The sequence below is a fragment of the Afipia dichlorophenoxyacetatis genome, assembly GCF_055386385.1.
The window spans coordinates 1,994,416-2,018,916 of record NZ_AP029250.1; the positions used below are offsets into that span (position 1 = coordinate 1,994,416).

25 protein-coding genes are annotated in these 24,501 nt (G+C 60.1%); 11 read left to right on the forward strand and 14 right to left on the reverse strand.

Annotated features, from left to right (window positions below):
- Positions 1-58 precede the first annotated feature (58 nt).
- The 4 genes from ACZ5C3_RS09230 to ACZ5C3_RS09245 all read left to right on the forward strand — a co-directional run bounded on the left by ACZ5C3_RS09230 (position 59) and on the right by ACZ5C3_RS09245 (position 3,197).
- Positions 59-376, forward strand: coding sequence for an immunity 53 family protein (locus ACZ5C3_RS09230; RefSeq protein ID WP_464037088.1), 318 nt, complete (start codon positions 59-61; stop codon positions 374-376).
- Between the two features lie 158 nt (positions 377-534).
- Positions 535-1,296, forward strand: coding sequence for a DUF1127 domain-containing protein (locus tag ACZ5C3_RS09235; protein WP_464037090.1), 762 nt, complete (start codon positions 535-537; stop codon positions 1,294-1,296).
- Positions 1,286-1,465: a hypothetical protein gene (locus ACZ5C3_RS09240; protein WP_464037092.1), complete on the forward strand. Its 180-nt coding sequence runs from the start codon at positions 1,286-1,288 to the stop codon at positions 1,463-1,465. The genes ACZ5C3_RS09235 and ACZ5C3_RS09240 overlap by 11 nt, the downstream gene beginning before the upstream one ends.
- A 379-nt stretch (positions 1,466-1,844) precedes the next feature.
- Positions 1,845-3,197, forward strand: a complete 1,353-nt coding sequence (locus tag ACZ5C3_RS09245; protein WP_464037093.1) for an FAD-dependent oxidoreductase — start codon at positions 1,845-1,847, stop codon at positions 3,195-3,197.
- 288 nt (positions 3,198-3,485) lie between these two features.
- Here the strand turns inward: ACZ5C3_RS09245 and ACZ5C3_RS09250 are convergent, their stop codons facing one another.
- The 4 genes from ACZ5C3_RS09250 to ACZ5C3_RS09265 all read right to left on the reverse strand — a co-directional run bounded on the left by ACZ5C3_RS09250 (position 3,486) and on the right by ACZ5C3_RS09265 (position 5,537).
- The gene (locus tag ACZ5C3_RS09250; RefSeq protein WP_464037095.1) at positions 3,486-3,665 is read right to left on the reverse strand and encodes a hypothetical protein; all 180 of its coding nucleotides are present in this window, start codon (positions 3,663-3,665) and stop codon (positions 3,486-3,488) included.
- Positions 3,666-4,012: 347 nt separating this feature from the next.
- Positions 4,013-4,843 carry a class I SAM-dependent methyltransferase gene (locus tag ACZ5C3_RS09255; RefSeq protein ID WP_464037096.1) on the reverse strand — a complete coding sequence of 277 codons (831 nt, stop codon included), beginning with the start codon at positions 4,841-4,843 and terminating at the stop codon, positions 4,013-4,015.
- 59 nt (positions 4,844-4,902) lie between these two features.
- A complete protein-coding gene (locus ACZ5C3_RS09260) occupies positions 4,903-5,235 on the reverse strand; it encodes a nickel-binding protein (RefSeq protein ID WP_464037098.1) in 333 nt (110 codons plus the stop codon).
- A gap of 53 nt (positions 5,236-5,288) precedes the next feature.
- Complete coding sequence (locus tag ACZ5C3_RS09265) at positions 5,289-5,537, reverse strand: hypothetical protein (RefSeq protein ID WP_464037099.1); 249 nt, start codon at positions 5,535-5,537, stop codon at positions 5,289-5,291.
- Between the two features lie 184 nt (positions 5,538-5,721).
- Here ACZ5C3_RS09265 and ACZ5C3_RS09270 point away from each other — a divergent pair, with 184 nt between their 5' ends.
- Positions 5,722-7,473: a winged helix-turn-helix domain-containing protein gene (locus tag ACZ5C3_RS09270; protein ID WP_464037101.1), complete on the forward strand. Its 1,752-nt coding sequence runs from the start codon at positions 5,722-5,724 to the stop codon at positions 7,471-7,473.
- A 9-nt stretch (positions 7,474-7,482) separates the two neighbouring features.
- Here the strand turns inward: ACZ5C3_RS09270 and ACZ5C3_RS09275 are convergent, their stop codons facing one another.
- On the reverse strand, positions 7,483-8,925 hold the full coding sequence (locus ACZ5C3_RS09275; RefSeq protein ID WP_464037103.1) for an amidase family protein: 1,443 nt from the start codon (positions 8,923-8,925) through the stop codon (positions 7,483-7,485).
- A 244-nt stretch (positions 8,926-9,169) separates the two neighbouring features.
- On the opposite strand from ACZ5C3_RS09275, the gene ACZ5C3_RS09280 reads away from it, so the two are divergent.
- On the forward strand, positions 9,170-10,114 hold the full coding sequence (locus ACZ5C3_RS09280; protein WP_464037104.1) for an AraC-like ligand-binding domain-containing protein: 945 nt from the start codon (positions 9,170-9,172) through the stop codon (positions 10,112-10,114).
- Between the two features lie 13 nt (positions 10,115-10,127).
- On the opposite strand, the gene ACZ5C3_RS09285 is transcribed toward ACZ5C3_RS09280, so the two are convergent.
- The 6 genes from ACZ5C3_RS09285 to ACZ5C3_RS09310 form a co-directional block, all read right to left on the reverse strand.
- A complete protein-coding gene (locus tag ACZ5C3_RS09285; RefSeq protein WP_464037106.1) occupies positions 10,128-10,373 on the reverse strand; it encodes a hypothetical protein in 246 nt (81 codons plus the stop codon).
- Positions 10,374-10,457: 84 nt separating this feature from the next.
- A complete protein-coding gene (locus tag ACZ5C3_RS09290; RefSeq protein ID WP_464037108.1) occupies positions 10,458-11,129 on the reverse strand; it encodes a T6SS immunity protein Tdi1 domain-containing protein in 672 nt (223 codons plus the stop codon).
- Between the two features lie 134 nt (positions 11,130-11,263).
- Positions 11,264-11,629: a DUF488 domain-containing protein gene (locus ACZ5C3_RS09295; protein WP_464037110.1), complete on the reverse strand. Its 366-nt coding sequence runs from the start codon at positions 11,627-11,629 to the stop codon at positions 11,264-11,266.
- 30 nt (positions 11,630-11,659) lie between these two features.
- Positions 11,660-13,417, reverse strand: a complete 1,758-nt coding sequence (locus tag ACZ5C3_RS09300; protein ID WP_464037111.1) for an MOSC domain-containing protein — start codon at positions 13,415-13,417, stop codon at positions 11,660-11,662.
- Positions 13,418-13,459: 42 nt separating this feature from the next.
- Positions 13,460-14,371 carry a DUF427 domain-containing protein gene (locus ACZ5C3_RS09305; RefSeq protein WP_464044666.1) on the reverse strand — a complete coding sequence of 304 codons (912 nt, stop codon included), beginning with the start codon at positions 14,369-14,371 and terminating at the stop codon, positions 13,460-13,462.
- 163 nt (positions 14,372-14,534) lie between these two features.
- Complete coding sequence (locus tag ACZ5C3_RS09310; RefSeq protein WP_464044668.1) at positions 14,535-15,362, reverse strand: class I SAM-dependent methyltransferase; 828 nt, start codon at positions 15,360-15,362, stop codon at positions 14,535-14,537.
- Between the two features lie 379 nt (positions 15,363-15,741).
- On the opposite strand from ACZ5C3_RS09310, the gene ACZ5C3_RS09315 reads away from it, so the two are divergent.
- The gene (locus ACZ5C3_RS09315) at positions 15,742-17,805 is read left to right on the forward strand and encodes a hypothetical protein (RefSeq protein WP_464037116.1); all 2,064 of its coding nucleotides are present in this window, start codon (positions 15,742-15,744) and stop codon (positions 17,803-17,805) included.
- A 70-nt stretch (positions 17,806-17,875) separates the two neighbouring features.
- Here the strand turns inward: ACZ5C3_RS09315 and ACZ5C3_RS09320 are convergent, their stop codons facing one another.
- Positions 17,876-18,286 carry a flagellar basal body rod protein FlgC gene (locus tag ACZ5C3_RS09320; RefSeq protein WP_464037118.1) on the reverse strand — a complete coding sequence of 137 codons (411 nt, stop codon included), beginning with the start codon at positions 18,284-18,286 and terminating at the stop codon, positions 17,876-17,878.
- A gap of 257 nt (positions 18,287-18,543) precedes the next feature.
- Here ACZ5C3_RS09320 and ACZ5C3_RS09325 point away from each other — a divergent pair, with 257 nt between their 5' ends.
- Both ACZ5C3_RS09325 and ACZ5C3_RS09330 read left to right on the forward strand, forming a co-directional pair.
- Positions 18,544-19,296, forward strand: a complete 753-nt coding sequence (locus ACZ5C3_RS09325) for a nucleoside deaminase (protein ID WP_464037120.1) — start codon at positions 18,544-18,546, stop codon at positions 19,294-19,296.
- 103 nt (positions 19,297-19,399) lie between these two features.
- Positions 19,400-20,728, forward strand: coding sequence for a cytochrome-c peroxidase (locus tag ACZ5C3_RS09330; protein ID WP_464037121.1), 1,329 nt, complete (start codon positions 19,400-19,402; stop codon positions 20,726-20,728).
- A gap of 18 nt (positions 20,729-20,746) precedes the next feature.
- On the opposite strand, the gene ACZ5C3_RS09335 is transcribed toward ACZ5C3_RS09330, so the two are convergent.
- Positions 20,747-21,535, reverse strand: a complete 789-nt coding sequence (locus ACZ5C3_RS09335) for a transporter substrate-binding domain-containing protein (protein ID WP_464037122.1) — start codon at positions 21,533-21,535, stop codon at positions 20,747-20,749.
- A gap of 182 nt (positions 21,536-21,717) precedes the next feature.
- A complete protein-coding gene (locus ACZ5C3_RS09340; RefSeq protein ID WP_464037124.1) occupies positions 21,718-21,945 on the reverse strand; it encodes a hypothetical protein in 228 nt (75 codons plus the stop codon).
- 291 nt (positions 21,946-22,236) lie between these two features.
- On the opposite strand from ACZ5C3_RS09340, the gene ACZ5C3_RS09345 reads away from it, so the two are divergent.
- Positions 22,237-22,899 carry a hypothetical protein gene (locus ACZ5C3_RS09345; RefSeq protein WP_464037125.1) on the forward strand — a complete coding sequence of 221 codons (663 nt, stop codon included), beginning with the start codon at positions 22,237-22,239 and terminating at the stop codon, positions 22,897-22,899.
- Positions 22,900-22,946: 47 nt separating this feature from the next.
- Positions 22,947-24,461 carry an arylsulfatase gene (locus ACZ5C3_RS09350; protein WP_464037127.1) on the forward strand — a complete coding sequence of 505 codons (1,515 nt, stop codon included), beginning with the start codon at positions 22,947-22,949 and terminating at the stop codon, positions 24,459-24,461.
- The last annotated feature ends 40 nt before the right edge of the window (positions 24,462-24,501 follow it).

A 24,501-nucleotide genomic window follows, 5' to 3' on the forward strand; every position in this document is an offset into this window, starting at 1 on the left:
ATCAGTCCTATTTGATGAACGTCCTAACTGTCCCAACAACGCCGAGTGAGATGTCGAAATGAGCGCAATTGCCGACCCCATCCATATCCTGCAAGATTGGTATGCTTCTCAGTGCAATGGACGATGGGAGCACGGCTACGGCGTCTCCATAGCAACCCTGGATAGTCCGGGTTGGGCATTCAAGGCGAATCTTGACGATACTGCACTTGCCGGCCGGCGATTTGACGACGTCCAGTTCGATGGCGAGCATCCGCATGACTGGTACACATGCGCAGTCAGGGGCAACTTTTTTGAAAGCGCCTGCGGGCCCAATCACCTTCGCACGGTGATCGATCTGTTCCTGAAATGGGCCAACGAAGAGCCTCTCAGGGCGTGAAGTGCGGCCGATCGCCGACGAGTGCGTCCTCGCCCCGCCGCTGATGGCGAAAACATGGCGGCGAGGTTGCGGACGTAGCCATATTGCTCCGCAACGTGACGACGCCGTAACAGCGAACAACGAGATTTCTCTCCGACGAAGCAATGGGAGAGAGGTTTATGTTGAGCGAGCGCGCGCCGGAGCCGGCGAACACGGTTGTGACGGTCACCAAGACGGTTCAACGCGAAGAAAGCGGCGTTACTGCTGAGCAATGCCCAACGGTGCACAGGGACGTCCCACGGGCCGCGCTTTATCTGGCGCATATCAATTCGCATCTTCAGGAGACGCCGCCAACACCGGCGCCGGTGCCGGAACTCCCGGAGAAGAGCATCTGGTCCGCGGTGCTCGACTTCTTCGTGGAAGGCTTTGCGAATTGCAGCACGCTATATTCGGCCGTCCATTTGAGTGCCGCTGGCCCTCTGCTCGATGCAGACGTGCCGCTGCGCGAAGCGTTCGCCGCGAACGAGCGGCGTCTGTCCCTCGTGCCAAATGCTCCGCGACCAGCTGCGGGCACCAATCAGGTGGCGAGTGGTCTTGCAGTGGCATCACAGGTCTTACTCGACGGCCCAAGCCTTTATCCTGGAGCTCTTTCCAATCGAGCGCCTCCGACCCGAAGCCTTGCGGACGAAGGCGCCGCTGATCCCGCGTTTTCGGATTCAAACGCTCTTTCTTCGCAAGAGGTTGAACGGCCGAACCACTGGAATCTGCTGAGGTCGTGCTGGGATGTTGTCGTCGCCCTTCGGGCTCATATGCGCCGGGAGCGAGAGATCGGGGCGGCGATCGAGGCTTTGGCCCAACTTGATGACGGCATGCTGAAAGATATCGGCATTCATCAACGCAGCCATATCGAATACGCCGTGAGGAATGGCAATGGCGTCTGATGTGATCACCATCGGGATCGCCTCGATGACTTTCTGCCGCGCTTTCGTCTCGATCGACGGCATCTGGCGGGCGATGTATCCCCTTGGCAGACGTCTGTCGGTCGTGGCTCTTCCCATTCTGTTGCAAACGCTGGCGCAGAACATTCTGTTGAGTGCGTACGCCGGCTAGTGGTCCGATTTGAACATTCGCATCCCGTTTCAGCAGCATCTTCTGCGAATGTTAGAATCAAGGGACCACTAGCAAATAGAGTTTTGGATTTGACATTCGCTTGTTGAGCTCGTGGTCGGGTGGGGAGCGAATGTCAAATCCACTCCACTAGACGCGCGCTCAAACGGGGATGTCGCTTCCGATGGACAGCATCGGGAGCGACATTGCCGTTTGGCTGTGTGTTCGCGCAAATAATTTCGCGCAAGTGATTTGAGTGAAGCTGATTATGGCCGTTACGCGGCCGGCCAAGATTACTGCTGTAGCGATTTTTCGCCCGCTTGAAATTCGATCGCAATCCGACTTCGATGATTTGCTTCCTGCGACATGAGGGAGCAGCAGAATGAGAAATATTTTTGGCCGGCGCGCGGTCGTGATTGGCGCGGGTTTCAGTGGTTTGCCGGCGGCGGCGGCCCTGGCAAAGCATTTCGAGCAGGTCGTCATCGTGGAGCGCGATCGGTTGGAAGATCATCCGACATCGAGGCCGGGCACGCCTCATGACCGGCATACGCATGTGCTGCTTGCCGGCGGGTTGAATGCACTCGACGAGATTTTGCCCGGCTATAGCAATGACCTCGCGGATGCGGGCGCTATTCCGATCAGCTTGTGGCGCGACGTTCACTTTGAACGCGTCGATGTCGGTGTGCTGCCGAAACGGGATTTTGATACTCCTGTTCTCCTGGCATCGCGTCCGCTGTTCGAATTCGTCCTGCGGCGCAAAGTACAGGCGATCGACAATATCGAGTTTCGCACGCAGTGCAGGGCCACGTCCGTCCTGTCGTTCGATGGGGCGGTGCGTGGTGTCAAGTGTGAGGCGCAATCGCGTGCGATAGAGACGCTTGAAGCCGAGCTGGTCGTGGACGCCTCTGGTCGCGCACGGCCCACGCTGGAGCTGTTCGACGAGCTTGACTATGAACGTCCGGACATCACCGAAGTCGGCCCCGATATCACGTATTCGACCGTCGTCGTGAAGATTCCTCCTCATCTGATGTCGGATGCGAAGATTGTGCGGACGTTTCCGGATCTGCCGGCGTCAAACCTGAGCGCGGCGCTGGGGCCGATCGAGGGCGGGGATTGGATCGCGTTTATTGCGACGCCGATCGACGTCCCGCGTCCGAATACGTGGGAGGCGTTCCTGGACACGTTGCGCCAGCTGATCACGCCGACGCTCTTCGACATTCTGCGTCAGGTGCAGCCGCCGAAGTGGATAGAGCATTTCGGCTTCCCCACCAGCGTGTGGCGGCACTTCGAACGGATGCCTCGGTTGCCTCGCGGCATTCTTCCCATCGGCGATTCGATCTGCCGCTTCAATCCGACGCACGGCCAGGGCATGTCCGTCGCGGCTCAGGAGGCAAGATTGCTGCAAGACGTGCTGGCGAGCGCGACGGCCGAGCCTGATCCGCTCGGCGGTGTGCAGGCGGAATTCATGGCGCGCCTTGAGGCGATCCTGCGGACGCCGTGGGACATGTCGACAAATGTCGATCTTTCCTTCCCCAAGACACGGGGAGAGCGCCCGGAGAATTTTGCGGAGATGCAGCAGTTCGACGCGGCACTGTTCCGCGCGGTGATGACTGATCCGGTTGTCCAGCGTGCGGTGGTGGATGTCGCGCAGCTTCTGCAGCCAGGCAGCATATTGCAGGAGCGGGGCATCAAGGACCGCATTGCGGCAGCCTCGTCCGCCCGCGCGGTTGCCTGATTGGTTCTACGCAGCGCGCCGGTTGCTCGCGGCGCGATGTGTGGGAGAGGGGCGGGGCTTGCTGTGAAGGGGCAGCACGATAGCCGGAGCGCATGAACGCTCCGGCTATTTTCGTTGGTGTCACCGCAAGCAGTTCATGAAACCACCGGCACGACGTTTCAACCGGCTCGTCGCCGGTCATGGCCAAGTGCAGTGCGTTCCCGACTTCGGTGTCGACCGAGCCGATAAGCGAGCCCGCGGCGTAAGGCGGAATCGCGTGCACCGCGGTAGCGGATGCATGTGACTGCTTTATTTGCCCTTTGCAACGACGGGCGGAGCCCGCCAAAGAGATATATAGAGATCTGGAGCCCCAAAGAAATCGACTGAGTCCTGGGCAATCTCCAGTGCCGTGCCGGTGGTGCCAGGTGTGGTGCCACCGAACTGGCCTCCATTCGCGTACTGACGGGCGATCTCGAACGAAGTTCGCATTCTGAGATCATCCGTGCAGGCACGGCCGACGCATTGATCGTGTGCGCCAGCGGTCGAGGCTATGGCAGACATTATGGTGACGAAGATTGCGAAACCGAAGCTCCAGACTTTCACTGGCCTGTACTCCTGTGTCCCCGTGGTTCGGGCGATGCTTCACCTGAACAACATCAACGAGCGCCACCGCAACCGGTTCCCCGCCATCGTGGATGCTCATCAGCAGGTCCTGCCTGTCGTGCAACGATAGCGGCTCCGAGCCGGGGCGATTGACCTCAATCGAAGTACGAAGAGATGGAAAGCGTCCACCAAAGGAGCCGCCGGGTGCGAAGTTTCGCTGGTTCGATGGGCCCCTAAGTCGCCTTCGTCACGACCACTTCGAGGTATTCGCTTGGGACGACGGCCGTGCCGTCCTTCGCGACATTGAACCTGTCGATCAACATCCGCAAATCCGTGTCGAGACTGGCCTGGCTTTCGACATCGAGCGCGGCGAAAGTTTTCATCACCGGGCCGTAATAAGTGCGGAAGACCTCAATCCAGTGATCCGGCGAGCGGTAACGCAACATGAAGTAACGGCTCGCGGCCTGGATCGAGCCTTGATGACGGAACAGCAGGTCGAGATGAACGCGGCTGCCCCACAGCGCTGGCGACTTCGCACCCGGTGCCGGCGGAATGTACTTGGCGAAGGTCTTGAACACCTGACCGATGAAACTGTCCGGTGTCCAGTTGGCGAGCCCGATTTTGCCGCCCGGTTTGCAAACGCGGATCAGTTCTTTCGCAGCTCGCTCCTGGTTCGCCGTAAACATCACGCCGAAGGTCGAGAGCACAACATCGAAGCTCGCGTCAGTGAAGGGCAGGTTCTCCGCATCGGCTTCCTGAAACGAGATCGGCAGACGTTCGGCATGAGCCCGTGCGCGCCCGCGATCGAGCAGGGCGCCGACATAATCGGTGGACACCACGTCCGCGAAGCGACGCGCGGCAGCGAGCGATGCGTTGCCGTTGCCGGCCGCGACATCCAGAACGCGCGCGTTGCTGCGCAGATCAACCGCTTCGCACAGGCTTTCTCCAACGATCTGTAATGTCGTCCCGATGACGGCGTAGTCGCCAGAGCTCCAGGCCGCGTGTTGTTTCGTCTTCAACGCAGCAAGGTCCGGCGCAGTTGTCACCGGGGTCTGAATATTCATCGTCTCCTCCTATGACTTTCTGGTTCAAAAATTGGCAATCGTCGAAGCTATGCCCCGGATCAGGTTGAGGCCGGGACAGATTCCTTGTCTTGGGAAGCATCGTCCTGCGGGGCAGGATCGTCGCGGACAACGACTGTTGCCGCCACCTTGTAGAATTCCTCGCCGGGCATCCCGACGCGGCGCGCATGTTCGCGGATGGAATCGCCGTCACGCGCTTCGTAAACGCAGAACGTTCCGTATCGGCCGTCGGACTCGTGCACCACGTAACTGCGAATCCAGCGCACGCGATCCGACATCTCGTCGTTGCCGATGCGGGCCGAAATTTCGCCAGCGGCTTCAAGCTCGGGAATGGTTGCCCATGCGCTGGGGCGGCGAATGACGTAGAGGTCCATGGCAATCTCCTTTTTGTGAGTTGTTGCTGATCGTCGCTCAGTCCTTGCGTGCCTTAAACCTTGAGCGTGCAGGCCTTGCGTCTCGCGGTGTTGGGCGCCACCGGCTTGACCGGGATCATTGCCGGCTTCATGGCGCTTGCCTGGTTGAAGCCGGGCGCAGTCGCTTTCATTGCAAGCGCGATCGATTTCGCTGCGTTCACTGCGGTTCCCAACGCGCCCTTGTCGGCGCGGGCCGCCATCACGAGAGAGTGAGCGGCATAAGAAGATCCCGTCACTGCGAAGGTCAGAAGGGTGATCATCATCGTTAGCCTCCGTCGCATCGTCATGTTCAGTCCGTTGAAATGATTAGTCCTTTTAGTGTCATTGCGTCGCATTGCTGTCTGCGGCTTGTGCAGTGATATAATCGGCCCCACATATTCGCGTCCTTACGCGGTTCTGATCATTTCCTGAATTTTCATTGATGCCGGCGGCAGACAGGTACGTGCGGTGAAGCTGAAATTTGGCCCATTTGAATTGGACGAACCGAGACGCGCCTTGCTGCTGCAAGGCCGTGAGCTGGCGTTGCAGCCGCGGATCTTCGATCTGCTGATTTACCTGATCAACTCACGAACCCGCGTGGTCTCGAAGGACGAACTGCTCGATGCCGTCTGGGGCGGCGTCACTGTGACCGATAATTCATTGCAGAGAGCCGTCAGCACGCTGCGCACGATTCTGCGCGAAGGCGGTATGGAAAGCGCGGTGCGAAATTTTCCGCGCAACGGCTATCGTTTCTGTGTTGATCTGGACGAGCGAACGACATCTCTTCGAAACGAGTCAAAGCCGGATATCTCTTCATCGCGTGTCGCCCGGCAAGCCATTGCCGAGCAGCGCTGGCAGGATGCCGTTACGCAATACGGGCAACTCGATCGCGAGGGCGCGCTGAGCGGTGAAGACCTCGATCGTTGGTCGCTCGCGTTGCAATGTGTAGGAAAGCCATCGGATGCCATTCCGTTGCTTGTCCGTGCCGTTGCCGAGCACACGAAGGATGGACATCCGGATCTGGCCGCGTCGAGTGCGGTGACGTTGTCAGCCATTCATGGCGAACGCGGCGAGATGGCATTGACCAAAGGGTGGCTCGCGCGCGCACAGGATCTGGTTGCCGATGTGCCGGAGTGCCGCGCTGTGGGGCAAATCGTTTGCGTGGAATCGCGTATCGCCGCGGTGGAAGGGCGGCCGCGCGACGCCTTGAGCAAGGCAGATGCGGCTTACAAGTTTGGCCGGGATCACGGCTATATCGAAATTGAATCCCTGGGCCTCATGTACCGCGGATTTTTCCAACTCAGTCTCGGCGACACCGACAACGGTGTGGCCGATCAAGACCATGCCGCGGCGTTGGGCCTGTCGCAAAACATCGATCCGCTCACCGGCGGCATTCTTTACTGCAATATCCTCTGGGCGTGCCGGACGTTTGGCGATTGGGCGCGGGCCAACCAGTGGACGCTCGGCTATCAGCAATTCTGTTCGAAAGGCCGGATGGAATTCGCCGGATCATGCCAGTTGCATCGCGCCGAGGTGCTGGGCATTCGAGGTACCCTCGTCGATGCCGTTGACCACATCGTCGATGCCTTGAGCAAACTGCCCGGCGATGCACCATGGGCGGTGGGCGATGCCTATCGCGTGCTGGGCGATATTCGCGCGGCCATGGGCGACGACGATGACGCGCTCGCGGCTTACGAACGATCCTATGCGCTCGGGTGGGACCCGCAGCCCGGCCATGCGATGCTGTTGCTCGAGCGCGGAGAGTTCGAGGCCGCTTATCTCGCCCTTGAGCGCAGCCTGATCGGTGAGACCTGGTGGACCTTGCAGCGGCAGGGAATCTTGCTGGGGCATCTTGCCGTGGTGGCCGCGCGCTCTGGAAAGCACGAGCGAGCACGCGCGATCATCGATGACCTGACGGGACAGGCCCAGCGCTGGCCGATGGCGTCGATCCGCGCGCTGACAAACGAAGCAAGCGCATACCTCGTTGAGGAGACCGATCCGAAGAAGGCGCTGGATTTCCTCCACCTCTCGCGTCAGCTCTGGACCAGCGTTGATTCCCACATCAACGCCGCGCGCGTTCGATTAAGCTTGGCCGAGCTGCAGCTCCGCTTGGGCGACAAGACCGGTGCCGTGCACGAGATCCGCGCTGCGATTACGGCAACGAAAGAGCACGGCGCGAAGAAATTGCTGAAGCACGCCACGGCGCTGCTGCCGGAGTAGGGCGTGAAGTTAAATTGCCGGAGGAGAAATCTGTCCGACGATGGCCGAAATCCGGGTGGCCAGATCGAGCAGCCTGGCATCCTCGTTGGGGCGTCCGTCGATTTCCATTCCGATCGGCATGCCCTCAACTGAGAGCCCGATGGGCAAGGTGAGACCGGGCAGCCCGGCGCAGCTCGATGCGAAACCATTCTTGCCGATGGTCAGGATATCGACCTCCTGTCCCGCGATTGTCATTTTGCTATCGGCGCCGATCAAAGGAGCGACCGCAGGTGTCGTGGGATAGACCAGGGCGTCGATTCCGTTCGACCGGTAGGCGTCGGCATAACGCTTTTGCAGCTGCGGACGAAGCACGTTCAACGACTTCAGATAAGCGTCCCTCGACACATAGTTCGGACTACCGGGCAGGACTGCGTGGCCCCATAGGCGCTTCACGTTTTCTCCGAGACCATCAACGATTTGCTGGAAGGTGACCGGCGCTCCGCAGGCTTCAAGATATTCTGTGACATGCGGGATTGTTTCGTGCCAGAAGATCGGCCAGTTGGCTTCCATTCCGAGCGACATGAAGTCGTCGCCGAGATCGATCTCGACAAGCTCCGCGCCCGCGTCCTTCATTTTTTCGAGCGACAACTTGAAAGCGCGCTCCACATCGGCGTCGATGAGATCGAGATGCTGCTTTGGCGCATAGCCGATCCGCATGCTCTTCAGGCTCCGGCCTGCTGTCGCAGTCGCAGGCGAGCGGCCGGTGACAATCGCATCGAGCAAAGCGCAATCCTCGACGCTACGCGCCATCGGGCCGAGCGTGTCTAACGTATGGGATATCGGCGCAACGCCGTTACCCGGCCAGCGCCCCGTGGTTGGGCGAAAGCCGACGATGCCGCACAACGACGCCGGAACCCGGATCGAACCGACCGTGTCGCCACCCAGCGCAGCCGGCACGAGCCCCGCCGCAACGGATGCACCTGCGCCGTTTGAAGACCCGCCGGTGATCCGCGTCTTGTCGTAAGGGTTCCTGGCCTGACCATAATGCGCGTTGACCCCTGTCAGGCCATACGACATCTCAACGAGATTGTTTTTGCCAAACAGGATCGCGCCGGAAGCCTTCAGCGGAGCAATAATGTCGGCGTCGTGTTGAGGGCGGAAGCCGGCAAGCACCTTCGTTCCCACCGATGTTGGGAAATCCCGAGTATTGATGCTGTCCTTGATGGCGATTGGCACGCCATGCAGCGGGCCCATCGGCTTGTTCGATGTCCGGTCAAGATCGGCAAGACGTGCCTGTTCCAGAACCGCATTTTCATCAAGCGTGATGAACGCCTTCAAATCGGTGTTTTGCCGGCAACGATGCAGGAGCGCCGTGGCGTAAGCCAATGCAGTCACCGAACCATCCCGGATCGCGCTAGCTGCTTCGGTCGCGGAAAGCAGGTGCAGGTCGTTGGATGATGGAAAACCGGGCATTTGATCGTGTCTCCAGTCAGAAGGGTGAAGATTGACCGGCAGGTAATCACGCTGAACTGGAGGCCGCTCGGTTCAAACTGCCAGATGGCTGGTCTATGCTTGCCATCGACACGCCTGCTGGGCCGTTTGAGGGGCGTTCCGGGCCCATGAGGGCAGGGCGGAACAGTTGCCGCTCGGCAGGAGAATTCCCATATGGCACATCGTTTGCCAGACACCGTGATGATGCGCGCGGAGGTGACTGAAAATGCTTGCGATGCACAGTACAGCGGCTGTCAAAGACGGCGATTGCTTCGATCAGTGGCACGACGTCACGTGCCGCAACTACTCGCTGTCCGAGTGCCGGCGCACGTCGGATCGCCCCTTCAGAGGGGTTCTTACCAGCCGGGCATTCGGCGCCCTCGCGCTGAGCGAAGGCTGCTCGCTAGCGCCCGATCAGATTCGGTTGAGCCGCACGCCCGAGGGAATCCGCAAGGATCAGCGGGACCACTTCATGCTCTATCTCGTGCTGCGTGGAGAGATCGGGGTGACGCAGGACGGACGGGAGGCCCTTGCGCAGGCGGGTGATCTTTTCCTCTACGATCAAACCCGGCCGTTTGACCTGGACTTTTATCACGGCCATCGCACCATCCTGGTGAATATTCCCCGCCCATTGCTGGTGTCGCGGTTGCCGAAGGCGCGGCGGCTGACCGCTCAGCGCATTGCGGGCGATTCAAAGCTTGGTGCACTCGCGGGCAGCGTCATCCGTCAGCTCGTGTCATTCGACGAGCCAGCCAATGATGATGTGGTGGACCGGTTAGGCACATCCGCTCTCGACATCATCGCCACGACGCTGGCAGCTGAACTGGCTGGTCCCCTGGAAGCAGGGGCCGGTGACGGCGGTCTCTTCAGTCAAGTGAAACGCTACATGCTGGCTCACATTCATGAGGCTGAGCTTGATATCGAGACCATTGCGCGGGCGCATAACATCGCTCCTCGCACTCTGAATCGATTGTTTGCAGCCGATGGCACGACGCCGATCCGCTGGCTCTGGCAACAACGGCTCGATGCCAGCTACAAGGCGCTTGCGGAAGGACACGTCAGACATGTCACCGATGCTGCTATGAGCTTCGGCTTCACGGATATGTCTCACTTCAGCCGCGCATTTAAGAAGGCTTACGGAACATCGCCGCATGTTCTCAAGCGAAGCTAGGTGATGGAGCCCATCACGCCTTCAACCGATGAACCTCGATCGTTCCCGGTTCGTCGGGCAATTCGCGAACCTCGAAGTCTTCGCCCAGATCGGCATGTAAGCATGCGGCTGGCGTGTCACCCTTGCGGTCTGACACAGGCCACGCCGCTTCCATCAACTTCGCTTCAAACACCTGACGATCATCGATTGGCATCCCGTCGCAGACGCTGAGAATGTAGTCGCGGTAGGGCTGGCCGGTCGTTGCACGTTCCCTGGTCATTCAGGCTTGAATCCTTATCGTGTCGCGGTTTCAGCGGTGTCGATCCACTTCACGATCATCAATTCAGGATCCGGTCAAGGCGCTTTAGGCGTCGCCCGCGTTTGACTGCATCTCCACCAGCGTATCGCGGGATGTCGATCCATCGCGGTAATACGTGCCGAACGATGTGAGCTGGCTCAGCATCGACAGATGCTCCGGTGCACCGAGCTTCTGGACATGCTCGATGTCCGCGACACCGCCAAGCGCAAGTGCGGGGACGAAACCGTAAATTTCCGCTTCTTTGATCGGGCCGAATTTTGCAAGGCACGCGGAGAGAAGGTCGTAATGATCGCCAACGACCTGCTCCGGAATCGTCACCGTCAGGTTGATCTCCCTGAACCTGCCGCTCAATTCGTCGATAGGCTTTTTGGGGAAGTAGATCTTCGACTGCGGGAAATCGATATTCACGTGTCCGAACTTCCGGTGCCAGACACGCATGAAGCCGAATGCCGTGACGCTATAGGGCACGACGTCATCGGGCCGAATGAAGCGATTGTTTTTGAGCAGGCCTCCCACCAGCCCCGTATAAGTCGCCGGATCGACGAGCTGGAGAGAGCTCTCCGCCCAGTTCGAAACCCCGAATTTGCGCCAGAGATAATCGAGCGAGTCAGGCACGCGGTCCCGATAGGGCGTGGGATCGAAATGGCGCAAGGTGACAGGGTTGGCCTTCTCCTGCAGATACGCGATTTCCTCTACGAATTCCTCATCCAGCGCCATGGGTGCCTGCCTGTCGTAAAACTGCGGCAGACTTGCATGCTATTGGGAATGAGCAAGCGCGCGTTCGTCATCGCGGGTATGCAATGTATCGACCAAGAAGTCCGAATGACACAGTTGCCCTGCAACATGAACGATCATCCATCATTTTTAGCTTGCTGTTTTTTGAGAAAGCTTGCGAGGACCACCGCGTGGTTGATCGCCGGATCGTGCGCCGCATAAAGCAGGGTCGTATTTCGCGATCCGATGCTGTGAAGGATCTCGGGGACGGCAGCGTTGTCCTTGAGCTCGTGGAGATAACGCGCTTTGAATTTAGCAAAGCGATCTTCGCGATGATCGAACCATGTTCGAAGCTCCGGCGTCGGCGCGATCTCCTTGCACCACAGATCGAGCGCGGCCTTTTCTTTGCTGATGCCCCTGGGCCAGAGCCGGTCAACCAGAATGCGGAATCCATCGGTGGATTCAGGCTTCTCGTAAATGCGTTTGGTATGAATCGAGCCCATCTGAATGTGTCGCTCTGTTTCGCAATCGCATCAAAGATCGATCACCACATCGCCTTGCGGCTGTGAGCAGCAGATCAGCACATTGCCTTGGGCCGGTGCATCGATCGGCTCCGGCTGGTAGGCGACGGTGCCGGCTACAAGTCCGGATTCACAGTTGTGACAGACGCCGGTGCGGCACGACCATCGCACGGGAACGTCGCAGGCTTCCGCAAGTTCCAGGAGACTGCCAAACTGAGGTGCCCAATGGACGTTCAAGCCGCTGCGCGCGAACGACACCAGCGGTCCCGTACCGTTCACTCCGGCAGGCAGATGCGGCGGCTTTTGTGGCGCGGTGGCGATGCCCGGCGTGCTGGAGGGACCAGCGCCGAACAATTCGCTGTGGATGCGGGCTGCAGGAATGCCCCAGGCGGCAAGGCCCGCGGTGAGGGCGCTCATGAAAGCGGTTGGTCCGCAGATGAAGAAGTCCGCATCGCGCGGCACGTTGAGCTCCTGAAGCATCGCAACGTCCAAGCGTCCACGCACGTCGAAATTGACACCGAGCGCATCTGCAGGATCGGGCGCGCTATAGCGGATGTGACTGTGGCCTCGGGCGAGCGCCGTAATGAGTGCGTGGGCTTCCTTGGCAAACGGATGCTCGCGGCCGTTGCGCGCACCATAAAGCCACCAGACATCGCGCGGCGATGTGTCAGCCACCAGAGTATGCAGCATCGCCATCACTGGTGTCGCGCCGATGCCTGCGCTCAGTAGCACCACGGGAGATGTGCCTGATCGCAGTGTAAAACTCCCTCGCGGCGCGCTCACATCCAGCACATCGCCGGTTTTCACGGTGTCGTCGATATAGGCGCCCGCCGCGCCGTGGAGTTCGCGTTTCACGCTGATGCGATAGCGGATGGCGCTTGGCTCTTCCGACAGCGAATAGCTGCGCAGGATCGCGGGCGCGCCGGACGCCGTCGTCAGGCGCAGCACGACAAACTGGCCGGGATTGGCCGCGCTCAGGGGCAGTCCATCGGTGGGCTCAAGTTCCAGCGATGTCACATCGCTGCTCTCGCGCACCTTGCGCGACACGCGCAGTGGACGGAAACCCGCCCATGCCGGAGGCGGCGAGGACCCGGGCCCAAGTCCCGCATTGCCTGTCGCGCCGGTGTCTCCCTGATCAAGCAGTGCCTGGAACGACGCGCGCCAGCCTGCACTCAGGGACGGGATGCGCAATGCGCGTTCGAGCTGCTCACGCGGGTGACCCGGCTTGTACAAAAGCGCATTCACCTCGGACACGCTCATGCGCTCTGGCCCGGCCGCGACCTGCACGATCTCATCACCGGCTTCGACTTCGCCTTCCTCTACGACGCGGAAATAGAAGCCGGGCCTGTTGTGCGCGACTAAAAGCGCGGCCATGCGCGGCTCGTTCATGCGGATGCCGACGCGATAACAGGTGACGCGCGGCTGCGAGACTTCGAACAGCGCCTTGCCGATGCGGTAGCGATCGCCGATGCACACGTCCTGGTCGGAGAGGCCGTCGATGGTGAAGTTCTCGCCAAACTGTCCGTAGTCATAACTGTCGCGGCCGAGCTCGCGCTGCCAATGATGATAGGAGTCCATTTGATAGACGAAAACAGCGCGATGCTCGCCGCCATGTCCGGCGAGGTCGCCTTGCCCGTCGCCGTCGATATTGAGCCGCCGCACCATCCGCGGTCCCTGGACCGGGTTCTTCCACACGCTGGTGAAAACGGTGCGGCCTTGCCAGGCGACATTCTGCGGCAAGCCGACATTCACTGACAGCAGGGATGGCATCTGGCGTCCTTTCGCAATGGCCGGCATCGCGCCCAACTGACTTCAAGCCCAGGGAGACTCTATAACTCCTGAGCTACCAGTGAGGTGGTGGGCCGCGCGCTCGGCAATCTCCTCGACAGTGAGGCTCCGGTCAATGCCGTGCTCGACTACGGTCTGGCCCGGCTCCTGTTTGAGCTGCACGCCGTCGATGTGAACCGTCACCTTGTCCGGCTCGAAGGAGACAAGGTTGGAGATGCGGGCCACCTCGGTCCATGCGTTCGGGTAATACCAGGCGGCGCGGCGCGCATCGCCGATGTCGTAATAGCTGGCGACGCCTTTGTAGGGACAGAAGGTCTGTCCTTCGACCGACGTCAGCGCCGTTTCCTCGATGTCTGTGCGGGGGACATACCAGCGCGGGGCGAAACCGGACTCGAACAGCACCAAGGGACGCTTGCTGTCGGCGATGACGCTGTCACCTGAACGGACTTGCAGATGGCGGGAAGACTGGCGGATGTCGATGCGGTGGTAGCTGTCAGCGGCGTGGCCGACGATGCGTTCGTCCTCCTCAAAGAACGCGTCCATGGCCGGCCATGCAAACGCCACGCGTCCTTGAAGCTCGCGTGCGTGGACAGGCAGTTCGGTGTATTGCCACGCCGCACGCGGCTTGCGTTGCTCCCCGGCGCGAACCACATACCACGCGGTCGGTCCAAGGTCGCGGTGGTTCAAGGTGAAGGTGTCGGGCTCCAGCGTGCCGGCTTTGACGCTGTCTTGCGGGAAGTAAGCGACCGGGTAGCGGCCAGGCTCATGGAGGATCAGAACATCCTCACTGTCGGCAATCCACGCGCCGCCAAAGCGCACGCGCATGCGCCGTCGCAATGGCTCGGCGTAGAGCAATCGCTCCGGCAACGGATCAGGAACGAGAAACCGGCCGGCGCGTCCCAGTGAAAGCGGCCCTTGCTGCCAGGACAATCCCATCGCGTGGTCCTCCCGATGACTCCGGCGCGTGACGCGCGGAGGTGAGTGGCAGGCCGCAAATGGAGATCAGGATGATGGCGGATCAACGACCTTCCACGGGCGTGATGTTCTGTGGGAGGCCGCAACTGCTGAGGCTTGTTCCTTATTGCATTTCGACCAGCCGCTACAATCTCGCCCATGCGCAGTACTGCAGGGGGGCCATGATTTGGGCATGAGAGTCCAACGCGACGCTGCGTATGCGATCCTCCATGGTCTCGATATCTATCTGTTCGGCTGTCGCGGCACCGATTTTTTCAATCTGCGGCATAAGGGTGCGCACCGTATGCGCGAACCAGCCATAGATCGGAGAATCCGGGCCAGCGCCGGTGGGAATCTCGCAGAAGAGTGTAGGGGAGCGCCTCACGCCAGCATTATGGAAGTGTTCGACCATCCTCGCGACGGCATCCGGGTGCGGCGTGAAGGATTGGAATGCGGTGATGAGCCAATCATACACTTTCGAGATCAGGGGATGCGGCGGCGTCATCAGATTATGCTTGTCGTGCAGTCCGGCCTCGTGGAACGCGACCACGCCGCCGGGGCGGACATGTGCGGCGACGCTCCGAATGAAGGCCGCGGGATCTGGCTGATGCATCAGCACGTAACGGCCGATAGCGAAATCAAACGGCTCCTGTGCCTTGAATTCCTCGGCACTGCTCTCGCGGAACTCAATGTTGTCATAACCCGCCTCGCGTGTGCGTTCGCGCGCAACGGCAAGGGCGTCCTTGCTGAAATCAATCGCGACGACTGAGCCGCCCGGTCCGACCATATCGGCGACAAGCATCGACACATCGCCGGTCCCGCAGCCGACATCCAGCACGCGCATATCGCGCGAGAGCCCGGCGTCGCGGAACAGGCGGCGCGTGATGGGGGCAACCACGCTCGCCTGACGCCCCAGCCGCTGTAACTCGGATTCGGAGTGACCGAGGCCGTAAGAGACCTTAGATGTGGACATCGCTTTCTTTCCCGCTTGTTTCAGGGTGTTGTCCTTGCGGTCCGGCTCTAACTGGGTCGTGTTTCAAGCGTGTTTCAGTTTTGGTCGGCTAAGGCCTCAAGACACCGCAAATGGATGTGAGCGCTCACGAGAGCGCGACTGCGCTGTGTCGGGATCGGAGCCTCATCGTGTGCCGATGGGGCCGGTCCGTTGTAAGCGGCCCGGAAGCGGCATCTGTTCCACAGCCAAAGCCCCGCCGGGTCGCAAAATCGCCTTCAAAATGGCTGACTGATCCAGCCTAAATCTGTAACTTGGAATCCGGTCCCGGTTGCGGGACCAAATGCGGTTCCGATGGCGGAGCCGACGCGGTTTGGGGTCTCTCCAGCAAGGTCGTGATCCGATGCTCTTCGCACGCCGGTTTCCTGTTGCTGCGACTTTATTGATCGCAGGCGGTTTCACTCTGCTGTTGTCACAAGGCGAGGCGTGGTCGCAAACAGTGGCCCAAGCGCCCGCGGCATCTCAAGCGGCAAGCGCCGCCTGCGCCGACGCGCCCGAGCTGACGGTGCTGCCGTCGCCGTTGTCGCCATGGAAAGGCGCGCCGCTCCGCGTCATGGTCGTCACCGAAAAGCCGCTAAACGGCGCACTGTCGCTGATCGCACCCGATGGCAGCATTGCTGCCAAATCGACCAGCCGGCAGGGCGGACCGCCTTATGCATGGATCGCCGAGGTGGCGTCGCCCGCGGCCGGCACCTGGCGCGCGATGCTCGCGATCAGCGGCGGGTCGAACTGCACCAACGAGATCACGGTCGCTGCGAAGAAGCCTGCGGGCGTGGCAACGACAGCGAACAGCTTCTGGAAGGTGCGCGGCGCGTGGAACGCGACCACAGAGACGTTGTTCGCGGCATGGATCGAAAAGCTGTTCGATGCGCCGCCGGATCAGGACCTGTCGTGGAAGGTGTGGCACGAGGTGCTGCAGGACAAGTCGCGCAACTTCCTGTTCAACCATCTCGGCCGCGGTGAAGACGATGCCAAGAGCGGCCTCAAGCCGGACTGCGCCGATTTCGTCTATTTCCTGCGCGCTTATTTTGCCTACAAGATGGGCCTGCCGTTCGGCTATTCGAACTGCTCGCGCGGTGCCGGCGGCAAGCCGCCGAAGTGCTATCAGTGGTTCGACATCGAGCATCCCGAACTGACGCGTCCGCCTGCACCGCCTGAGCAGCAAGACATCATGGCGTCCCAGACGGCTCCTCAGGCACCTGGCGCGGCACCGGCTTCACCTGCGCAACCGCAGCGCAGGCCGAACATTCTCGGCCTTTTCGCAGGTGCCCAGCCGACCGAGCTGCCGCCATCACCGGACGCAGCGGTGACGCCTGCGGAGCCGAAGCCGCAGCCGAAGCGGCCATCGAACTTCAGCGAATATCTGCGCGCCGTGGGTGACGTCGTGCATTCCGGCACCACGCGCGTGGCGGGAGCCGACGACAACACCGATTTCTACACGGTGGCGCTGACCCAGCGCTCGCTGCGCCCGGGCACGGTGTACGCCGATCCGTATGGTCACGTGCTGATGCTGGTGCATCTGGTGCCCGAGGTGGACGGAAAGCCCGGCGTCTTCCTTGCTGTCGATGCCGAGCCGGATGGTTCGATCACGCGCAAGCGGTTCTGGCGCGGCAACTTCCTGTTCGCCCATGATCCAGCGCTCGGCAACTCCGGCTTCAAGCATTTCCGGCCGATCGTGCGCGATGGTGGCGGGGCGTTGCGGCGGCTGGCCAACGCCGAGATCGCGAAGAATCCGAGCTACGGCGATTTCTCGCTCGATCAATCAAAGATGAGCGTCGAGGATTTCTACGATCGCATGGACGACGTGATGTCGCCCGAACCGCTCGATCCGGTGAAAGCGATGAAGGACGCGATCGAAAGCCTGCACGAGCAGGTGAAGACGCGCGTCACGTCCGTCGAGAACGGACGCAAGTATCAGGAGAAGAAGCCCGGCGAGATCTCGATGCCGAACGGTCCGTCAATCTTCCAGACCAACGGCCCGTGGGAGGATTTCTCCACGCCAGCGCGCGATTTCCGTTTGCTGATCGCGATCGATGTGGTGCGCGGATTCCCGGATCGCGTGGTGCGGCGCGCCTCGCGCTTCACCATGCCGAGCGGCAAGAGCGCTGACGCCGTGAAGAGCGATCTGCAGGGCGTGCTCGCGTCTGAGCTTGCCTCGCGCAAGATCGCCTACACCCGCAGCGACGGCTCGCAGTGGACGCTGTCGCTGAAGGACGTGCTCGACCGGATGCAGGATTTCGAGATGGCTTATAATCCGAACGACTGCGCCGAGGCGCGCTGGGCAGCACCGGACAACAGCGAGGAAGCCGCGACCTGCAAACGCCGCGCGTCGCAGGCGCAGAAGGCGAAGATGGGTTCGGACTATCGCAACTGGTTCCGCGAGCGGCACTGGCCGACGAATACGTAAAGCGGTCTGCACATAACGCTGCGAAGCTTTAGCGCGCGGAGCGGGAAGCCCGAGCGTTCTATGCTTGGCTTCAAGCCATGATATTGAGCAGCGCCTTGTTCATTTGGGCGTCCACCTTCATCACTGTCGCATTGGCGGCAAAGCTATAGCTTGCGATCATCTGGCCGATCATCTCCTGGGAGAGGTCGACATTGGGCGCGGCGACAAGGCCGTCTTGGTTGGCGAAGGGGGCTTGCGGATCGGAGACTGCGGTCGTGGACGGCTTGGCTGTCGTGACGGTCGTCTGGGTGCCGCCGCCGGCGCTCTCGGTCTGGACAACCTCAAGCGGTGCGTAAGCCGTTGGCGCCCCGGCCGGCACCGTGCCGTCGGCGTTGGGCAGTGCGCCCGTGCTCACGACATTGGCGATGTTCGAGGCGGAGACTTCGACGCGGCGGGTGGCCGCCTTCATGCCGGACAGTGCGATCGTGGAGATGCTGCTCATCAAGGGCTCGTTGGACAGATTTTCACGCTGTCACTTACGCACGCCCTTCATAAGCAAGCTTCAATGTCGTTGACCCAATTGCAGCAGTGGGGATAACGGGCCGTTAACCAAGGATGATCGGCGACAAGACGCCGGACCTGATCCGCGGCTCACCGATTGGGTTAAGCCGAACGACTTATTGGCGATGCTTCGAGAGATACGGAGGCCGCGACCCTAAGCGCTTTATATATAGACGCAGAGGACATTGCGAAGTTTGAGTGTCAGGAGCGGGCGGCGATGCGCCGCTAGTCTCATCGATTTTATATCGTGACAATTATTTGCGACGGAGAAAACCCGAAATCATTTTAACGGTCTGCCGTGCCGCGAAAGTCAGCACCATGACTGATCATGATTTAGAATCATTTGATATGGAAATGATGCGCCGCTGCGTGGCTCTGGCGCAATCCGCAGGTTCAAGGAGGGAATACCCGTTTGCAGCTGTCATCGGACGGCGAGGCGAGTTCATTTGCGAGTCGCTCAATATGGTCAGAACTGATCAAGACGTGACGCGGCACGCCGAGATGGTCGCAATCTCTTCAGCACAGAGAAAGCTGCGGTCAACGAGTCTTGACGAATGCACGATCTATTCAACCATTGAGCCCTGTGCCATGTGTTCTTACGCCATCCGGGAAGCCAGGATCGGCAGGGTGATGTTCGGCCTTCGATCGCCGGTCATGGGCGGTCACTCACGATGGAATATTCTGACTGACGCTGGTTTGTCCTCGACGTTGCCGGAGGTCTTTGCATCACCGCCCGATGTTCTGTCGGGATGTTTGCATCACGAAGTTCAGAAAGTTTTTCAGAAGCGGAATCCGTTCGTTTGGGAGTTCATGAAGGCGAGAAAGATATTCGTGGATGGTCCCGGTGATGATCGCATCCGAACGTCAGATGTCAGGACCGGAGCTGGCCTCGACACGCGCCTTGCAACCTGGCTCAGGGTCATGGTTGTCGATCGACTTTGGCGCGGTTAGGCCTCTTCACGTCCGCTGGTATCACGGAATGGGTTCATTGGTTGGCGCGCCTTGAGGGCTTGCCGCGGGCGCGCTGTTTACGGATGACAAGGACCGCAGCGGGATGAGTACCAATCGATGGATAGTCGCTCATTTGACCGCCGTTACCGCGGCGCTCTCTATATGCTTTTACGCGGTCATCGCTGCACCCGGTGCGGATGGAGACGACGGCATCGGCCCACCGCCCGCGCTGACACCGGGACAGGCGCCACCACTGCCGAGAGCTGGTCCTCTGTCGAAGCCGCGGTCGCAAGATCAAATCGGCTTTCCTGCGGCGCTTACCGCATCGGTGATCCCGCCGGCCAGCCCGCTCACGCCCGCCGCGGTTGCGCTGGGCGAGAAACTGTTCTTCGACAGTCGGCTCTCAGGTGACGGCACGGTCGCCTGCGCCACGTGCCACGATCCGGTACGCGCTTTCACTGACGGCAGGCCCACCTCGGTCGGCATCCAAGGTCGTATCAGTCAGCGCAACGCGCCAACCGTCTTGAACGCGCTCTATAACAAGACGCAGTTTTGGGACGGCCGGGTCCATACGCTCGAGCAACAGGCGGCGCTGCCGATCACGAACCCCATCGAAATGGGCTCGGCCAGTATCGGCGATGCCGTTTCCAGAATCGCCGGTGATCAGGGATACCAAGAACAATTCATGCAAGCGTTTGGCCGTGGCGTGAACGAACAGGACCTGTTGCGCGCGATTGCCACTTATGAGCGGACGCTCGCTTCGTTCGATTCTCCCTTCGATCATTTCATCGCAGGAGACCAAAACGCCATCAGCGACTCAGCTAAACGCGGCTGGGATTTGTTCAACACCAAGGCCCGCTGCAACCTGTGCCATGCTTTGACGGACAGCCAGCGGGATACCACAGTCTTCACCGACAATGATTTTCATAACATTGGCATTGGTGTTCTCCGGCATCACGTCGTCCCTCTGGCGCAGCAGGCGGAACGCGATCTGGCACAGGGAAACCTTAAGGATATCGACGGTGCTGCTCTCGAGAGCGAGATATCGGTGCTCGGGCGCTTCCTCATCACAAAAAAGCCGAACGACCTTGCGTCCTTCAAAACGCCGGACATACGAAACATCCTTGTGACCGGGCCTTACTTCCACGATGGATCGATGCAAACGTTATGGGATATTGTGGATCACTACAACAAGGGAGACGGGGTGACTGATCCGTGGCTCGATGACGATATTCAGCCGCTGGCGCTGACCGAGCCCGAGATCGACGATCTCGTGGCGTTTCTCTCATCCCTGACAAGCCCGCAATACAAGGAGCTCGGCGACAAGGAGTATGCCCGGCAACTCGCTCTCGCTCAAGCGAGCCGCCCACAGCGGGATACGGCACGGGCTTTCGGCCCGAAGCTCCCGCGGCCAAAGCCGCCTCCGTTCTGAAGGAGAGCCGAAGCAGCGCTAAGGCGCGATGGACAACCGGTTCAATCCGGCGTCATCGAACGCGCGTCGAACAGTGCCGTCGGTTTTAGCCTTGTCCATGAAGTCCTTGACGTAGGCGAGCGCCGCCGGGCGTTCCTTTTGCACGGCGATGGCAACACCAACAGTCTGGAATGCGCCGTCGAGAATGCGTGAGCCCGGCAGTTCTTTTTGCAACGTCGGCAACGCGTCATGGGTGAGGGCGAAGGCCTGTACGCTGTCCGTTTTCATCATGCCCATGGCTTCATCGACAGATTTCGCCGGGATGATTTTCGCCTTGGTCAAGCTTCGGCCTGCAGCCCGCATGGTGGTCGACCCATTGATGCCCACAACAGTGACTTCAGGACGATCGACTTCCGCGAGCGTCTTGATCCCCGAGGCGCCGGTGGCGAGATAAGTGCTTTCGATCACGAAATAGGGCGGGCTGAAATCGACCTTCGTGCGGCGCTCGGCATCCGCCGGCATGAAGCCGATGTCGATGTCGCCGGACGTGCAGGCGTCCGTCAATTCACCGGTGGTTGCTTTCACAACGAGCTCGACGGGGACGCCAAGGCTTTTTGCAAGTGCGTTGCCGAGGTCGCTGGGCACACCGCGGACATCGCCGCTCGCGTCCTTAGTCGCGAAAATCGGGGTAGGTGCGGGCGCATAGGCGATGCCGACCCGCAGCTTGCCGGTGGGGACGAGTTGTTTCATGACGCTGTCCTCGACAGCCAGTGCGCCAGTGCTTGTCGACAGCATCAGTATCAACCCCAGAAATGATGTGAGTTTCATTTGTTTCCCCCGTTTTGATTTTGGTGCGATCTAAACAGAGACTTGCACACGGGACAATGCCAAGCACGCAAACATCAAACGCCAAGAGTCCCGGCCATCGCGTGATGACCGAGACAGCAGTTTGGCTTGACGCACTGCACTTGCAAAATGCCGCGGCGTCCGCGGCAAATAGAGAGCGTTCTTCAGTAAACCCTGCGACGGGTGACAACGGTCGTCCGGCGCGGCGTCGTCACGACTGTCCGTGTGACCGCGCGCGGAGCGACGACAACAGGACGTGGAGCCACAACGACGGGACGTGCTGCGACGCACCCGGCGCGATAGACACCGGCAGCGCACACCACGGCGGACGCTTCCGTCGTCGTCAAGGCAATAAAGCCTCCAACCAGCAGCAGAGGAACGAGACGTTTCATCGCGAAAATCCTCCTGGGTCATGAAGTGAATGAAGAAAAATCCCGGCACAGGTCACAATGGACAAGTCAATTGTACAGGTCACAGTGATCGGTAACGAGCAGCGGGCGGCGGTCCGCAAAAAGCGGCCGAAGCCTTAAGAAGCTGCTCGTTCAGGATGGAAGTCAACAGCAAGAATCCCACGAAAACACTTGAATAACTCAATGATGCTCATGCTCGGATCCCGCGCTAAGCTATCGGAGAATGCCTATCAGCTTTGGTCTTGAAATCCTGCGTCGACGCGAGGAGGACCTATGGCGAACCCGGAACGCGAGACCCTCACTTTTGCGCGTCTGAAAACGCCGAAGGCGGCAGCGTTGGCGGGGATCGTCTTTTCCCTGCTGATGTTCACGATCTTTGGGTTGCTGCACGGCTCCATTCCGATGGACCCGCTGGATACCGGTGCGTGGCTCGCCGCCGACAGGCCGCGGATTGCGTTTGCATTGAATCTGGTTCCTTTTGCCGGCGTAGCCTTCCTGTGGTTCATCGGCGTGCTGCGCGATCGGCTCGGGCAGCAGGAAGATCGTTTCTTCGCGTCGGTGTTTTTCGGCACCGGGCTGTTGTATCTGGCCATGTTGTTTGCGGCAGCAGCAGTGATCGGCGCCGTGATGCTCCTGGCCTCCATGTCCGAACCCGGTGAACTGTCGCGCTCCACCGTCTTTCACTATGCGCGAGCGATGGCCTATATCGTCAACAACGTGTATGCGACCAAGATGGCGGCCGTCTTCATGGTATCGACGTCAACCATTGTGATCTACACCGGCATCGTTCCGCGCTGGATTGCGTATATCGGCTATCTATGTGCGCTGGTACTGATGTTCGCCAGCTACAACATCGGATGGAGCTTTGCGGTGCTGCCCATCTGGGTGCTGCTCATCAGCGTCTATATCCTGATGGACAATCTGAGGAGAGGTTAGACGCCCGGTCCCGCTTACGACGGGCAATGGTCATGGGAGCTACCACCATGAAAGTCACAGCCTTAAAGCGCTACGTTTCAGCGGTAACGCTGCTCGCTTTGATGGGTTCGGCAACTGCCTTTGCGCAACAAGGCAATCGGCCCAACGTTGTTTTTATTCTCGCCGATAACGTCGGCTACGGCGACCTTGGGTCATATGGTGGCGGCGAGTTACGCGGGGCTCCGACGCCGCGCCTCGATGCTCTGGCGCAGGAGGGATTGCGTCTCACGCAATTCCTGGTCGAACCAGCGTGCACCCCATCCCGTGCGGCGCTTATGACCGGGCAATATTCGATCCGTAATGGTCTGTCGCTGATCGCCATTGAGGGAAGCCCCTATACACTTCCGGCTAGCGCTTTCACCATGGGTGATTTGTTCAAGAGTGTTGGTTACGCCACCGCGATTTTTGGAAAGTGGCACCTTGGAAGTGCGCCTCAAAGTTTGCCGACCGCGCACGGCTTTGATGAATTCTATGGTATCCCGCCGGATATCAGCTGGGATGCAGCAACATATCCGGCGACAATTGCCCTCACGCACTCGCTCAATGAGCCTTACGACGCGTTGGTGAGAGCGGGGCCGCAGATCGTTGAGGCGAAGTCCGGCGAGCCGTTGCGGACAGTGAAGCCATTTACTGAAGATGTTCGCGCCAACATCGACAATGAGTTGGTGGATAAATCAATCGACTTCATGCGGCGGCAAAAGACCGCTGGAAAACCTTTCTTTCTCTATCTTCCGTTCTCGATGGGGCATGCGCCGAACTTGCCCGCCAAGGATTTCGCCGGCAAATCGCGCATCGGCAACTACGGCGACAAGATGATGGAGGGTGACTTCCACGTCGGCCAAATCCTCGACATGCTCAAGGAACTTGGCACTGAAGATAATACCATCGTTATCTTCGCGTCCGACAACGGACCGTATGGCGAGGCTGCCCGCGAATTCGGCAATCATGGAACACCGGACATGGGCAATTCCGGCCCGTTCCGCGGAGAATTAGGTGAAGTGACTGAAGGGGCGATACGGACGGCGGCGATCGTTCGCTGGCCCGGCAAGGTCAAGCCGAATACCACCTCATACGCCATGTTCTCGATCATGGATTTCCTGCCGACCTTTGCCAACATTGTCGGTGGCAAGATGCCGACAGACCGGGCGATCGACGGCGTCGATCAAACCGATGTCCTGCTCGGCAGTTCAGCCTTGGGGCATCGCGAAAGCATGTTGAGCTTTATTGGTGGAGACCTCGTCGCCGCACGTTGGAAGCAGTGGCGCATTTATTTCACCGACGTTCATCCGACCGGCATTGGGCCGCAGCGGCAGCCGGGTATGTTCTCCGCCAGCGCTCCGATGGCCGGCTACCCGAAGGTTTACAACATTGAGATGGACCCACACGAGGATCTCATTGTCGCGGCAATGTTTGGCTGGGTATCGGAGCCTGCGCTCAAGACTGTCGATGAGTATCTGGCAACGTTGAAGCGATATCCAAATCCGCCCCCGCCGAATATCACGCAATTTCGCAGCGGTGGCTAACTCATATCGCGTCGCCATGCTATAGCGAAACGTCTGGCAT

Coding starts and splice junctions, on each gene's coding strand:
- ACZ5C3_RS09230 (WP_464037088.1), top strand. CDS start 59: ATGAGCGCAATTGCCGACCCCATCCATATCCTGCAAGATTGGTATGCT.
- ACZ5C3_RS09235 (WP_464037090.1), top strand. CDS start 535: ATGTTGAGCGAGCGCGCGCCGGAGCCGGCGAACACGGTTGTGACGGTC.
- ACZ5C3_RS09240 (WP_464037092.1), top strand. CDS start 1,286: ATGGCGTCTGATGTGATCACCATCGGGATCGCCTCGATGACTTTCTGC.
- ACZ5C3_RS09245 (WP_464037093.1), top strand. CDS start 1,845: ATGAGAAATATTTTTGGCCGGCGCGCGGTCGTGATTGGCGCGGGTTTC.
- ACZ5C3_RS09250 (WP_464037095.1), bottom strand. CDS start 3,665: ATGCGAACTTCGTTCGAGATCGCCCGTCAGTACGCGAATGGAGGCCAG.
- ACZ5C3_RS09255 (WP_464037096.1), bottom strand. CDS start 4,843: ATGAATATTCAGACCCCGGTGACAACTGCGCCGGACCTTGCTGCGTTG.
- ACZ5C3_RS09260 (WP_464037098.1), bottom strand. CDS start 5,235: ATGGACCTCTACGTCATTCGCCGCCCCAGCGCATGGGCAACCATTCCC.
- ACZ5C3_RS09265 (WP_464037099.1), bottom strand. CDS start 5,537: ATGATGATCACCCTTCTGACCTTCGCAGTGACGGGATCTTCTTATGCC.
- ACZ5C3_RS09275 (WP_464037103.1), bottom strand. CDS start 8,925: ATGCCCGGTTTTCCATCATCCAACGACCTGCACCTGCTTTCCGCGACC.
- ACZ5C3_RS09280 (WP_464037104.1), top strand. CDS start 9,170: ATGCTTGCGATGCACAGTACAGCGGCTGTCAAAGACGGCGATTGCTTC.
- ACZ5C3_RS09285 (WP_464037106.1), bottom strand. CDS start 10,373: ATGACCAGGGAACGTGCAACGACCGGCCAGCCCTACCGCGACTACATT.
- ACZ5C3_RS09290 (WP_464037108.1), bottom strand. CDS start 11,129: ATGGCGCTGGATGAGGAATTCGTAGAGGAAATCGCGTATCTGCAGGAG.
- ACZ5C3_RS09295 (WP_464037110.1), bottom strand. CDS start 11,629: ATGGGCTCGATTCATACCAAACGCATTTACGAGAAGCCTGAATCCACC.
- ACZ5C3_RS09300 (WP_464037111.1), bottom strand. CDS start 13,417: ATGCCATCCCTGCTGTCAGTGAATGTCGGCTTGCCGCAGAATGTCGCC.
- ACZ5C3_RS09305 (WP_464044666.1), bottom strand. CDS start 14,371: ATGGGATTGTCCTGGCAGCAAGGGCCGCTTTCACTGGGACGCGCCGGC.
- ACZ5C3_RS09310 (WP_464044668.1), bottom strand. CDS start 15,362: ATGTCCACATCTAAGGTCTCTTACGGCCTCGGTCACTCCGAATCCGAG.
- ACZ5C3_RS09315 (WP_464037116.1), top strand. CDS start 15,742: ATGCTCTTCGCACGCCGGTTTCCTGTTGCTGCGACTTTATTGATCGCA.
- ACZ5C3_RS09320 (WP_464037118.1), bottom strand. CDS start 18,286: ATGAGCAGCATCTCCACGATCGCACTGTCCGGCATGAAGGCGGCCACC.
- ACZ5C3_RS09330 (WP_464037121.1), top strand. CDS start 19,400: ATGAGTACCAATCGATGGATAGTCGCTCATTTGACCGCCGTTACCGCG.
- ACZ5C3_RS09335 (WP_464037122.1), bottom strand. CDS start 21,535: ATGAAACTCACATCATTTCTGGGGTTGATACTGATGCTGTCGACAAGC.
- ACZ5C3_RS09340 (WP_464037124.1), bottom strand. CDS start 21,945: ATGAAACGTCTCGTTCCTCTGCTGCTGGTTGGAGGCTTTATTGCCTTG.
- ACZ5C3_RS09345 (WP_464037125.1), top strand. CDS start 22,237: ATGGCGAACCCGGAACGCGAGACCCTCACTTTTGCGCGTCTGAAAACG.
- ACZ5C3_RS09350 (WP_464037127.1), top strand. CDS start 22,947: ATGAAAGTCACAGCCTTAAAGCGCTACGTTTCAGCGGTAACGCTGCTC.